We start from the raw sequence: 13805 nt of genomic DNA on the forward strand, positions 1-13805 counted from the left end.
TTTCATTGATTCTGATTTTTCCAGGGTTTCTGGCAGGTGATTATGGTATTTTGAACTTGTAGGCATATTGAAGGGCTGTGCAACTTTTACACAGGGGTGGTCCTCATTATTGAAAAAATTTTGGATGTTCATTGGATTAGGTTTTGTTCATGACTCGTGCCGAATACATCTCTACAAACGCAGGTATTGAAAGGGTTTGTTGATCCTGACCCTGAGGCAGGTAGCTGAAGAAGTATTGAAATGGTTGGTACAAAAGAATGACTGCTTACCGTCGGTGCGTGTTCCTGAAATCTGTACGGATGAAGCATAGAAGTTTTGGTTTTTGTAGTTTTCTAAGTAAAATAAAGTTATTAAAGTATAAAAAACAAACACTCTTCCGAATAGGATCCGGTCGAGTCTTTGGACCAAAAGTAGTAAAATCTACGAATTTTAGGCCGATTTTGTAAATTATTTTTATATGAAACTTCCCAAATGGTAGATTTTTGTGGTTTTTTGGTTGTTTTTAGGCTTTCAAGGACAAGATGAACGGTTTTGTCCTTGGGTTTGGTGGAAATTTGTGGGTGGAAGAGGAGGGGCTAAGCGGGACGCGTTCAACTCACCCACCAATAAATTGGGGCCCCTCTCTTGAAAGAGAGGGGGGAAGACTACTCTAGATGTGTTACCATCTAAAAAATTGCAGTATGCTCAGCGGGACACGTTCAATTCACCCCCCAATAAATTGGGGCCCCTCTCTTGAAAGAGAAGGGGGGAGGAAGACTACTCGGGATGTGCTTCAAGCTTTAAGCCAGGAGGCTCAAAGCAACCATGATGCTGCGGGAGGCTTTAAGCAACCCGGGGTTGTTTCATGCGTCCTTGCTTGAAACTGACGGGGGCGTAAAGGAGGTTGTTACTACCCTTTATTAACCAGTACGTAAGCTTTAAGCCGGGAGGCTCAAAGCAACCTTGATGCTGCTATTGATGTTTTTGTCGCGGTTGCAAACCTCGATCATTATTGCATTATGTTGACTAAGCCATGTTATTTTAAAAATATTTAACTATCTTTACGTTATTAAGTACGTAATTACGCTATATGGAAGTTTTAAATTATTCAACGCTCAGGTCTAATCTTAAAGCTGTACTGGATTCTGTTGTAGATGACCACGAGACGGTTATTATTACCAGGGGTGAGGATAATGCGGTAATCATCTCGCTGGAAGAATACAATAGCTGGCAGGAAACATTGCACCTGCTCAGCACAGAAAATAACAGAAAAAGGCTCTCAGAAGCCATCAAACGGGATAAAAAAGGACAGTTTAAAAAACATAAACTGATCAGTGATCATGAAGGATCTTAGTTGGGACAAAGACGCCTGGGAAGACTATCTTTATTGGCAATTGAATGACAAAAATACCCTCAAACGAATCAACAAATTAATCGTCGACATTCAAAGAGACCCTTTTGCTGGTATCGGCAAACCTGAATCTCTAAAATCAAATCTGGCAGGCTATTATTCACGAAGAATTGATACCGAACATCGACTGGTCTATGCAGTTTATGAGGACAGAATACATATTATCCAATGCAGATTTCATTATTAAGCCTCAAAAGTTAATGAAATAATTTACGTTCGTCCTGGCGATTAGAAGGACAATCCCGACTTTTTCTTTTTCTTTTCATTTTAGTTTTAAGTCTGGGAGCTCAAAGCAACCGAAAGGGTTGTTTCATGCGTCTTCGCTTGAAACTGACGGAGGCTGGAAAAGGAGGTTCTTGCTTTCCTTTGTAAGTAGTGCGTAAGCTTTAAGCCGGGAGGCTCAAAGCAACCGAGAGGGTTGTTTCATGCGTCTTCGCTTGAAACTGACGGAGGCTGGAAAAGGAGGTTCTTGCTTTCCTTTGTAAGTAGTGCGTAAGCTTTAAGCCGGGAGGCTCAAAGCAACCGATTTGATATTGCGTTTTTAAGTTAAAAACTTTGATCGCAGGGTGTTTGAGATTGCAAACCTCGACTATCTCCATGATCAGGATCGTAAAGAGTCGAGGTTGCAAACTGGGAAAATTTGTAGTGTGCTACAGCAAGATTTTTACTTGTACAGATTTGCATCCGGATTACCGTCTCCATTGGAATCAAAGCCCATAACTTTTAGTCTAACCTTCAAATATCCGCTTGCACCCGTTGTCCCAAATTGATCTTCAACCAACATTAATCCATAGGCCTCACGATTTTGCATTTTTGTCTTGATGGCAAATACTTTTCCGTTTATTTTAGTTCGGCTTTCAAATTTGTCTTTGAAGGCAGGGGTCTGCTTGATCACAGCCAATAATTGATTATTGTTTTGGATTTTTTCAAACTTATCCGATGTGAGCGCAGTTAAAGCAATCTCACTTTCATTGACTTCTTCCCATAATTTAACCGGTATGTTTGCATCTTTATAGTTGCTTCCCCTAAAATAGTAATTTGCAAAATGGTCATTTTTTACGTATGCCGGAGTCAACAATGCATACATGGGCGCTGATCCGTAATAATCCGTTGCGGTAAAAATAATATCGACGCTGCTTGTATTTCCGGCTGCGTCCACATCGTCCATTATAAGACCACTCATCATGTCCAGGTAACAACCATATTTTTGGTTGTTTTGATTCCCCAGATTAGCTGAGCCATCTGTGTTATATGAAGCGGATTCCGGTACTTCAAATTGTTCAGCGGTGGATCCTGTTTCACTTACTTCGGTCGGACTATCTTCCAATGGTTCTGAAAGATCCGATGGGGGATCTGGCAATTGGTCATCATTTGTATTTTCTGTTGCATCATTGTTTTTATTTTTAAAATGAAGTCCGCGGATCGGGTCAAATATTTTTATAATGGCCTTGACATTTTGTACAGTAGATTTGATCCCTTCCCCGGCCTGTTGCATGTTTTCATTCATAGCCACACTCCCATTCTGTACTTTCTGACTTTTCTGCTGAATCTTTTCTGTGGCCGATACCGCTTTATCCATTTTTTGTTCGATCTTATTCTGTGCTTGCGAACAATAAATGTTTACGACCATAAATGTCATCATAATCATTAACCTGAAATGCAGGTTTGCTAAATTTTTCATTGGTATAATTTTAAAGTAGGAAATGAAATAATATGGATGAATGAAAATATGCGTCTTGAAATTTATTAGATTTTAATATTAACGAATTACAATACTTGCCTCAAAAGGTCGGTTGTTGCCATCAAAACGCACTAGCGGATCCCCTGCTCCATTATACAATTCTCTTTGATAAGTTCCTTCCTGGGCAAAAACTCTGAATGAATTCACATTCCAATTGTCTCCGCCTATGCCTCCACCAAAAGTTGTTTTTAAGACAACACTTTTGATTTGTTCGCATTTAACACTTTTTTGCAATTCAATCGGCACTACCTGGTAATAATGGTTTATCCATCGGGCACCTTTGTTGATGTTTTCAAATTTTTGCGAAGTGCCATTCTTAAAATTAACTATGGCCTGAACATTGTCATTTCCTCCTCTTAAATCATCACCACCGGTAAAAATTTCCAATAATAATTCGTGAACAGTTCCATCCTTGGAAAGAACTTGAGTATTTGTGGTCGGGGGTATTGATCTGCTGTACTTTTTATCTACGAAATAGGTCATCCATTCACAGGAAACATCCTCTATATAATGATAACAATTTCTTGCAACATCTGGAATCAAAGTCATTGTTCGGTTCGGAAAATTAGGATCACAAATGAATATTTTAAAGTCTTCTTTATATTTTCCCAAATCTCCTTTGTAGCGACCTAACTGATATCCAATTGCAATCACCTGATGATGAGAAACTACACCTCCTCCACCTGCCTTGAAAAGTCCCAGGACTGCAGGTTTGCCCGCGTCAATACTTTCTTTCAGCTCCTGCAACCTTCCTCCATTGAATCCTTGAATTCCCCAATTAAAAAATTCACTGGTTCTCCAGCCAAAAGGATTATTGATTAATTCCGCCCACTTGTCTGCATTGGAAATAATGGATTTCTTTTGTCTGGCTTCTATAAAATTAGACAATGGAGAGCCATTAAATGGTCTGTATGATTGTTGAGGAATCGTTCGTCCTGCGTTATAATAATCCAACATGGTGTAAGCCATCCCTCCACAAGCACCTGCCAGCACAGGACCATCCACCAAAGCGAGTGGTAATTCCCAATGAATGTCATTCACAAATTTAAACCCGTGGACTTCTGGTTTAAACGCAGTCATTTTTCGATTTAACAGAGCATCCTGTCCTGTAAGAGGAGTGTCCTTTATTTTGGTTGTTATCTTACTTTGTGCGGAACTCACTTGAATTAGTGTAATACTAAACAATACCGCCATTGAAAATTGAATGATATTTTTCATGATTTAAAATTTTAATCGTTTATAAATATTGCTTATAGATTTTTAAAAATTAGTTACAGGCTCTGCCGGTTACATTAATTGGGTACCGCTTATTCTCTCCTGTAAATCGAACCATTGGCGCACCATTACCGCGATAAACTACCAATCCATCAGGATAAGATCGACTTATGTAGCTTACTTGCAGTTCATTCACATCCCAATTGTCATAATGTTCGAAAATATTTCCTCTATGTTCCGGAAGTCCACTGTGGGATAGTGCCATATCTAAAATTTGATCTATTCTAACCCCGGGTATAGAAATCGTGAAATCACGACTTGAGTTGGATGCAAGACTACCTCCAGCACCAACCATTCGATTGGATCGATTGCCGACACCATTTATACGCCAGTGAAAGATTGCATAGCTTCCACTTCTTAAATCATCTCCTCCGGTCTTAATAGAAATGCGAAGACTTGCATCTGAAGCATCTATTCTTTTTACTGTTATGGTACATCCTCTGGCTCCTAACAATCCTGCAGAACCATCCATGTTTCTCCAATACTGACAAAGACCCGTACACCCATCCTCATTGGCCATAATCACCAAATATCCACTCGGAATAGTTATAGATCTTACGTTGAATGGTAGTCGTGTACCATCACCGGCAGAGATCGCCTGTCGAGTACCTCTGTAATTTTGTTCACTGTGAATAATAACCTGACTACTCACCGAACTAAATATTATGGTGATCATAAAACTCATCACTGAATTCAAAACCTTGTTTTTCATAATTTAAATTTTTATAAATTTTTTGATGATACAAAGTTAGGATGCCTTAAAATCACCACTTAAAATCAGGCATAGCATGATCATGTCTAAATGCAGGTTTAACCATCACATGATGATGTGATGCAACTTTTTATTCCTGCTGATAATATAAAAATTAGTTAACGAAGTAAAATAATTAAGGTGTCAGGTAAATACCGGTCACTAAAATAAATACGAATAACTTAGATTTGCTGAATTTAAATTTCTCACCTAAAAAATATTCTAACTACTTATTTGTGATCTTGTAAATGGCTTCAGTAGCGCTGTTTACCTGTAACTTTTTGTAAATTTTCTTAATATGTGTTCTGATGGTATCAATACTTAGTTCCAATTTATCCGCAATCATTTTATAACTACAACCTTTTACAAGTTCTTGCAGTATTTCATTTTCACGTTCGGTAAGTTGCTCAATATTTTCCTTCTTTACTATTGAAGGTCTAGCAAATGAATTCAATACTTTACGAGCTACACTTCCTGTCATGGGTGCCCCTCCGTTTAAAACATCTTTAATGGCAGAGATAATATTTTCAAAATCATTTTTTAATAAATAACCACTTGCACCTGCACAGATTGCATTGTAAATATGTTCACTATCGTCAAAAATAGTCAACATAATAATCGGTAGGGTTAAATTATTTGATCGCAATAATGTTACTGCTTCTATCCCATTGATTACCGGCATGTCTATATCCATGAGAATAACATCAGGTCTGTATTCATCTATATCCTTTAATACCTCAGAAGGATTAGGTTTTGCAAGCATGACCTCCATTTCTTTATTCCATTGAAACAATGAACACAAGCTGGATCTTAAATGATCACTGTCCTCATAAATAATAATTCTTACAGACATTCATTTAAATTTTTCCAAAGGTAAGTCAATTCATTTCAAACAAATCCTAACATGATCATGTGATGGGTATTTTTAAACGCACATAAGTTCCTTCATTTCCATGTTGAATTTCAAAACTTCCACCTATAGAGATGGCTCGCTCTTGCATACTTTTAATACCGGTACCGGTACTACCTAGTTTGCCTTTCCACTCCCCATTATCTGTTATCTCCAACTCATAGCTGGCTTTAGTCTGCTTCCAAATGATGCGTACTGTGTCCGCACCTGAATGCTTCACAATGTTGTTGATCACTTCTTTAAAAATAAGTAAAACCTCCTTACGCGATTCAACCGGAAGAGCCTTGGACAATAATCCCTCATCCACATCAAAAAAAACTTTGATATTCTGTGATTCCAAAACTTTCCCTGAAAATTCCCTCATTCTGGCAGAAAGTGCTTCAATTTTTTCATTATCAGGTCTGATAGCCCAAACAATATCGCTCATATTTTGCTGTATCGTCTTACTTTGTTGGGTTATTTGATTTAACATTTCCTTTGCTTGCGATGGATCCTTATCCAGTGATTGACTGGATACTAAACTAAGGATATTTATACTTGTAAGTGTACTTCCAATTTCATCGTGTAAATCCTTTGCAATGTTGTTTCGTATTTTCAGCAGGCTATTTTGTTGGGCAATTTTTCTTTTTAACTGATATCTGTTAAATAATAAAAAGCCCAGCACCAAGGAAATAAAAATAGAACCTATCAAAACTTGACTTAATATTCGTTGCCGCTGAATCTGTCTTTCATTGAGGAGCTTATCCTGTTCAAGAATTTTTACGTTTTGATTGGTTAATTCCAATAGCCGGTTATTGGATTGATTGATCAATTCCTGTTTGGTTTTTTCGGATTCTATTTTTTGATAGCGACCCAACTGAATTTCCTGATCTTGTTTTAATAAGGTAATTTCCTGTTGCCCCTTTATGTTAAGCAAATTACTGATCTCCATCAGTTTATTTTGCTTGTCAATTTCAAGTTCCCTTTGTTTTTGCTCGGCACTTAATTTGGCTAATTGCAGATCCTTTTTTTCAGTTTCGTATTTTAATTTAAGTTCTTCGACATTTGTTTTTGTTTTCTCATTGAACAAACTGTCTCTGTAGTTATAATTCAATTGAATGTATTTTAAGGCATTATTGAAATCATTATGCTTTTTATAAAACCCTGTCTTACTGGAATATAGTGCTTGCAATAAAGGTTTGCTCTGAAGCTTGGTTGCAAGTAGATATGCTTTCTCATAAAAAATTTCTGATTGTAAAGAATCCGCCATCTTTTCAGATAACTCTGCAGTCTGAATGTATTGTAAAGTGAGTTTGTATTGATCACCAGTCAACTTATAAATCTCAATTGCTTTTTCGTGGTATTCAAAAGCATCCGTATTTTTATTTTGCCGGGTCAATAAAGTGGCAGAATTTGAATATACCTGTGCCTGCATAGTTTTTATCCCACTTAATTCTGCATAGTGGATGGCTTTCTTTTGATATATCCATGCTGTGTCTAAAGAAATATATGAATAAACAGTTACCAAATTTCCTAAGTTTGCAGCAATACCTTTTACATCACCAATTTTTTCACGAATAGCAAGAGATTCTTTAAATAAATTGGCCGCCTCCTCGCGTTTATTTAAACGGTAATAACTTACAGCAAGATTCCCGATAGTATTCGCCACCTCCTGTTCAATACCCATGGACTCAAATATGCGAAGAGCATGAAGATAATTCTCTGCAGCATTTGCATAGTCACCCAATTTATCATAGTTAATTCCGATTTCATTATAAGCCAGTGCAATATACAGTGAGTCTGTTCTGTACGATAAGTACTGCAATCCGGATTTTGAAGCCACAATCGCTTGCTCAAAATCATTTAAACTTTTCAAAAACTGAGATTTTTGTAGAAAAGCCAAGCCCATGATCAAGCTATCGTGAATGGATGAACCTAATTGATATCCCTCTTTAAGATTTTCTTCTATCTTATCATATTCACTTTTCTTCAAGAGTAAATCAGCCATTTTCAAACATGCATACGCTTCTCCACGTTTCATTTTTCTCTCCTTACTGATCTGCCTTGCCTTATTGATGATCCGAATAGCATCATCCAATTTTCCTTGAAAATCAAGCTCATCTGCTTCATTGAGCAAACGATAAATTTCAATTGAATCTTTAGGAGTATATATTACTTGTGTGTGGACAGTGGAAAGCCATAATGGTACCATCAGTAGAAAAAGTAAACTAATTCTATTCCTTTCTGCCATTGCATTGCCTCCCGATTTTAAAAGTAAAGACCCGGAGCATAAACAAATTTATTGAAATATATTCAAAATTTCAAATTGGTTGGTTGTTTTATAAAGGAAGACTTATTCACTTGAGTGATTGAGTCATAATTATTGAAATGCACCCTTTTTACCTCTACTGAAAATATCATTACAACATTTTAACAATTATACCGAGGGTGAAAAGAACCTTAAACATTCTTTTGTAAACAGTACGTTAGCTTTAAGCCGGGAGGCTCAAAGCAACCGAAAGGGTTGTTTCATGCGTCACTGCTTGAAACTATAGGGCAAAAGGAAGTTGCGATTTTTAATCTGTGGGATGTAATTAGAATAGGCTCAGCGGGACGCGTTCAACTCACCCCCCAATAAATTGGGGCCCCTCTCTTGAAAGAGAGGGGGGGGAGGAAGACTGCTCGGGAAGTGCTTCAAGCTTTAAGCCGGGAGGCTCAAAGCAACCGAAAGGGTTTTTTCATGCGTCCTCGCTTGAAGCTAAAGGGCAAAAGGAAGTTGCGATTTTTACTTTGAGGGATTTAATTAGAGTAGGCTCAGCGCGACACGTTCAACTCACCCCCCAATAAATTGGGGCCCCTCTCTTGAAAGAGAGGGGGGAGGAAGACTGCTCGGGAAGTGCTTCAAGCTTTAAGCCGGGAGCCTCAAAGCAACCCAAAGGGTTGTTTCATGCGTCCTCGCTTGAAACAAACGGAGGATGGAAAAGGAGGAAATTGCAGTCTATTGTAAGTAATAAATAAGCTTTTAGATGGGTGGTTCAAACCAAGCCGGGATGCTCAATGCAACCTACTTTTCCTTAGATTTTCAAATATTACATTTCCCCATTACAGAATTATAGTATTACAGCATTATAACATTATACCATTAATACTTTCTCAATCTGTAATGATATAAGATTCCGAACTTCCTCCGGCAATGGTTCCACACTTCAGTTGATTACCATTCGTGCGTATATTTCCATTTGTTAAAGTGAGTTGATTGATTGTAAAATTACCTCCTAATACCATTGTTTTTCCCATGCCATTCATGATCACACAATTTAAAATAACAGGTCCGCCCACTGGTTTGATGGTTACGGATTTATTAATGGTGATACATGGTTCTAAATAAGTGCCGGATGGAATTTCTAAAATGTCACCATCACCTGTAGTTCCAGATGTTAATGCCGCATTCATTGAAGGATAATAGATGTTATCCGTAACATTGAATATGGGATTGCTTATTTTAATTACCACATCATTGCCATCGCCTCCGAGATATGTTATAGTAGCCATTAATCCGCTGCCTAGGAAATTACTGATGAATGCTCCTTCTGATAAACCGGTAAAATTTCCAATAACAGCATCTACACCATCATTGTTTACAATAGTAAAAGAGTCATTATGGACAGGCACATACGAGCCACTACAAAAAAGATTTACTCCCGAAAGGTTAACAGAACCAAGCACTGCAAGTTGGCTATAAGTAGCACCACTACCATCACCAAGTGTAGTACCACTAATGAGAATGGCCAAGTCGCTGGCAAATGACAAAATACCAGCAGTCACATCTGTGCCTGTATACGTCGGTTTAACTGCGTATGGAGCGTTAGCGGGATCAAGCAAGAGCGTACCACCGTTAGTATTGATTCCACCGCCAGTAAAAAGCACGTCTCCATTGCTGATTAGTTGGATATTTGTAGAAAGACTGCGGGTTATGTTGGCACTTATGGTAATGTTACCAGCATTGGCGTTACCAATGATTAGTGTGCCCGTGCTGATTAAGTCTAGTTCAGTATCTGACAACACCAGTGGACCACCAACAGTGTTAGATGCAGATCCCAGGTCAATGGCTGTACCATTGGTATAAGGAAAAATACTTGCACTGCTGCTTCCATTGGTGCTTATTGCAGCTAGCATGTTCATGCTATTAGCGCTCAGGGAGATATTACCACCATTGGCGGCAGTTGTGATCGTTCCAGTGAGCTGAGTGACAATCCCAAATGCCGTCAAACCTCCACCTTCAATTCCAATCACGGAAACATTGCCACCTGAAGAAGTGATCACAGAGTTTGGTTTTTCAAGTAAAACTCCGTTGTTGTCACTTCCTGTCGCGGTTCCCCCTGTGCCTTGCACATTGACAGTGCCTATTCCGCCTGCAGAAATAATCGAGGCATCAGTGACGTAGACTCCGTAATTACCTGCAGAACTACCTAATCCGCCTCCAGTACCCATGATGATTACATTTCCATTTGAAGAATTGATAGTTCCCGATAGATTTAAAAATACACCTGCGTTATTGCTTCCGGTGGAATTGCTTCCTCCAAATCCTATCACTTCCACAGTGCCATTTCCTCCTGCAGAGATGCCTCCGGATTGTTGGATAGCAACGCCGATATTAGCTCCTGAGGCACTTGAGCCACCTCCATTGCCTGTGACCTTTACATTTCCACCGACCGAAGTAATTGCTGAATTGGTTCCGGACACACTTACCCCGGCATTAAAAATTCCAGAACCCTGTCCAGCTGAACCTAAAACGGTCACCATACCAGTTCCCGCTGATGTTATTGAAGCTCCTGATTCTACATTTATTCCAAAGTCAAGTTGAGAACTTGATGAACCTCCTCCTTGCCCGGTGACATTGACAGCTCCACCATTAGAACTGATTTTTGAGTTTGCATTTCTGATTGAAATTCCATGGTTGTTACCACCATTTGAAGGTCCACCGGTACCATTTAAAGTGACTGTGCCAGAGCCACCTGCTGTAATTGTAGCCGCTGATTCTACCAATATTCCGTAATTGGAGTTTGTGGTACCTGATCCACCTGCGATTCCGGTAACGCTAACGTTACCATTGTTGGAATTTATGGAAGCTGCAGACCCATTTAAAAAAACGCCATAAGCTGTGCCACTGTTCACTCCCCCGGTACCTCCTGTGCCGTGCACCACCACGTTACCATTTCCACCTGCATTGATGATGGAAGATAATATATACACCCCAGCATTTGCGGAAGAAGATGAAGCAGGAATGGAACTACCACCGATGCCTGTTACACTTACATTTCCGCCCGATGATGTGATACTTGCATGACCGCTGTTTACATAAACACCAGTATTGAAATTGCCAGTTGGGCTACCACCTGTACCGTTAACTGTAACTGTACCGTTTAGCCCAGCAGTTATTCTACCGAGCGTACCAATTGCAACTCCAAAATTATTGCCTGAATTACCTGTCCCCCCACCTTGTCCGGTTATAGATACATTTCCACCATTTGAACTAACCAAGGAGTTCGCTTTATCTACAAAAACGCCATAGTTAAAACTACCTGTCGGAGTACCAGCTGTTCCCATAACACTCACCGTACCGCTTCCTCCGGAAGATATGAGTCCTCCATTGTCCACAAAAACACCATGACCGTATTGAGAAGCACCAGATCCTCCACCATGACCAGTTACTGAGACATTACCTCCTGATGAAGTAATTTTAGAGTTAGCTGCGTTTACATAAACCCCAAAATTATCATTTCCAGTTGTGGTTCCAGCATTGCCTATTACGGTTACACTTCCAGTTCCACTTGAGGAAATTGAAGATGCGTCATTGATGATGACCCCATAATTGCTTGCACTGGTGCTTGTGCCACCTCCTGTTCCAGTTACAGTAGTACTGCCATTAGTTGAAATAATTGAACCACCAGTATTAACCAAAACACCTCCATTTGAATTTCCAGAAGAGTTAGTTCCTCCATAACCTGTCACAGAGATCGTTCCATTGGCCCCGGTCGAAATCATACCGGATGATTGAACCGCAACACCAAAATCGGCCAGAGAAGCACCGGTACCTCCTCCATGACCAGTGACATTTACATTTCCGGATGCTGAGGCAATTTTCCCGTTAGGTCCGTTTACACTGATACCTACGCTAAATGCTGTGCCAGTGCTACCACCCTTTCCTTTTACGGTGACATTACCGGAACCATTTGCTTGAAGTAAGCCTCTATCCACTGTTACCGCTGAAAAACTTCCAGCTGTAGTTGGAGCTTGTTGATTTGCCTCTACAGTCAAGTCCCCATTTTCAGTGACAAGACTTGCCCCTAGATTAACTATAACTGATCTGCTAACTTTTATATCTGCGGTCCCAGTCCCAGAAAGAACCAAGTTTACAGCTCCCAAAATGATTATTCTATCCATCCCTACAGGAGCATCATCGTTTTGAAGGTTTAGGTCAAGATTAGCGCCTGCCTGAAAGTTGATATTGCCAAAGAAAGTGATCACATCATCGCCAGTTCCGCCATTTACAGTAAAACTTGGAAGTGCGTTGTTGGTAAAAGCTCCAAAATTGATGTTGTCGTTTCCTCCTTTTGTGTTAACGATTATTGAGGTAATTCCTGCGAGCGGAATTATAGCTGGCATATTGGTTGCAATACCTCCATTTAAGGAAAATGTTCGTGTAGTACCAGTCACATTAAACTCAATGTTAGCAGCGTTTTCAATCACTAGAAGCACATCAGAATTATTGGAGTTGTCTGTAATTTCAATAACATTTCCAACTGTACTTATACTATAATCAGCCATCATGGTAGTAGCAGATGAATTTTTTATGGCATTAGAAACCGTAGCTCCGATTGTAATATCAGCAAATAAAAGCAAAATGAAAAGTTGACAAATTGAAAAACGCCCTAATCTAATGATAAAGTAATTTGACAAATTTTTCGGTAACTGGGAATGATGCATTTTGTAATATTTTTATTTCAATGAGTAAAAAGATGGGTCTTAATTTGTATGGTTAAATGCTATTTTAGAATAGCTTTTCCATTTTAAAAGATTGACAAACTTAAGAAAAATTAATTCGATTATATATTAAATCTCTAATAACCGACTAAATATGGAATAAATGAGCAGGATTTTGTTAATTCCTTCCATTTTAATATCCTTTGTTTCAAAAGACAAAAGAATGAAGAGAATAACACGGGTAAAAATTTTTTGACTTGCCAACTTTCAAACAACTTATAGATTTTAAATAGAATCAAATAGAATATACTTCTTTGAACGTGGCATGATTGACGCTTATGAATTCAATTGGAGTAAAAATCAGAAATACAATTTCCCAAAACTTTTTTTAAACCACTTTAAAATCAATGAAATCCTGGTGATTAATAGAAGTAATTATCATACTTATTTGAGTCTTTGATCAAAGAAATTTAATTTAAATAAGCCTTGACAATACATGCCATGTAAAACTTAATATATTTAAGCCTATAGCGTTAAAAGGTCAGTCTAAGTTTAATCTGTGATCACTTATGTATTCGCAGAACCTCCTTTAATTGTGTCACTCTTTAGAATATTACCATTGGTTCTGATCTTTCCAAGGGTTAATGTTAGTTGAATGATTGTAAAATCGCCAGTTTTAAAGCGGGAGGCTAAACGAAACCCTGGTTGTTTATGCTTCCTCGCTTAAGACTAACGAGGAAAGGAAGTTGCGATTTTTACTCTGTTGGATGGACTT

The 13805-nt window shown here is 38.7% G+C and carries 10 protein-coding genes; 3 read left to right on the plus strand and 7 right to left on the minus strand.

The genetic code is table 11. The features are described 5' to 3' along the window. Window positions 1-128: 128 nt before the first annotated feature. Entirely contained in the window at window positions 129-308 is a 180-nt protein-coding gene (locus IPJ83_07725) for a hypothetical protein (GenBank protein ID MBK7880431.1), read from the minus strand. Between the two features lie 372 nt (window positions 309-680). Between IPJ83_07725 and IPJ83_07730 the strand changes: the two genes are divergently transcribed. The 3 genes from IPJ83_07730 to IPJ83_07740 all read left to right on the plus strand — a co-directional run bounded on the left by IPJ83_07730 (window position 681) and on the right by IPJ83_07740 (window position 1577). After that, entirely contained in the window at window positions 681-860 is a 180-nt protein-coding gene (locus IPJ83_07730; GenBank protein MBK7880432.1) for a hypothetical protein, read from the plus strand. Window positions 861-1069: 209 nt separating this feature from the next. Then, window positions 1070-1333: a type II toxin-antitoxin system Phd/YefM family antitoxin gene (locus tag IPJ83_07735; GenBank protein ID MBK7880433.1), complete on the plus strand. Its 264-nt coding sequence runs from the start codon at window positions 1070-1072 to the stop codon at window positions 1331-1333. Continuing rightward, complete coding sequence (locus IPJ83_07740; protein ID MBK7880434.1) at window positions 1320-1577, plus strand: Txe/YoeB family addiction module toxin; 258 nt, start codon at window positions 1320-1322, stop codon at window positions 1575-1577. Before IPJ83_07735 ends, IPJ83_07740 begins: the two co-directional genes overlap by 14 nt. 477 nt (window positions 1578-2054) lie before the next feature. On the opposite strand, the gene IPJ83_07745 is transcribed toward IPJ83_07740, so the two are convergent. The 6 genes from IPJ83_07745 to IPJ83_07770 all read right to left on the minus strand — a co-directional run bounded on the left by IPJ83_07745 (window position 2055) and on the right by IPJ83_07770 (window position 12949). Continuing rightward, complete coding sequence (locus IPJ83_07745; protein MBK7880435.1) at window positions 2055-3071, minus strand: hypothetical protein; 1017 nt, start codon at window positions 3069-3071, stop codon at window positions 2055-2057. 78 nt (window positions 3072-3149) lie between these two features. Next, the gene (locus tag IPJ83_07750; protein ID MBK7880436.1) at window positions 3150-4349 is read right to left on the minus strand and encodes a hypothetical protein; all 1200 of its coding nucleotides are present in this window, start codon (window positions 4347-4349) and stop codon (window positions 3150-3152) included. Window positions 4350-4398: 49 nt separating this feature from the next. Then, window positions 4399-5118: a hypothetical protein gene (locus IPJ83_07755; GenBank protein MBK7880437.1), complete on the minus strand. Its 720-nt coding sequence runs from the start codon at window positions 5116-5118 to the stop codon at window positions 4399-4401. Window positions 5119-5383: 265 nt separating this feature from the next. Further along, complete coding sequence (locus IPJ83_07760; GenBank protein ID MBK7880438.1) at window positions 5384-6010, minus strand: response regulator transcription factor; 627 nt, start codon at window positions 6008-6010, stop codon at window positions 5384-5386. Window positions 6011-6065: 55 nt separating this feature from the next. Then, a complete protein-coding gene (locus IPJ83_07765) occupies window positions 6066-8297 on the minus strand; it encodes a tetratricopeptide repeat protein (protein MBK7880439.1) in 2232 nt (743 codons plus the stop codon). A gap of 902 nt (window positions 8298-9199) precedes the next feature. Beyond that, window positions 9200-12949: a hypothetical protein gene (locus IPJ83_07770; GenBank protein ID MBK7880440.1), complete on the minus strand. Its 3750-nt coding sequence runs from the start codon at window positions 12947-12949 to the stop codon at window positions 9200-9202. Window positions 12950-13805 lie beyond the last annotated feature (856 nt).

This window comes from Candidatus Vicinibacter proximus, assembly GCA_016713905.1.
Lineage (GTDB): Bacteria > Bacteroidota > Bacteroidia > Chitinophagales > Saprospiraceae > Vicinibacter > Vicinibacter proximus.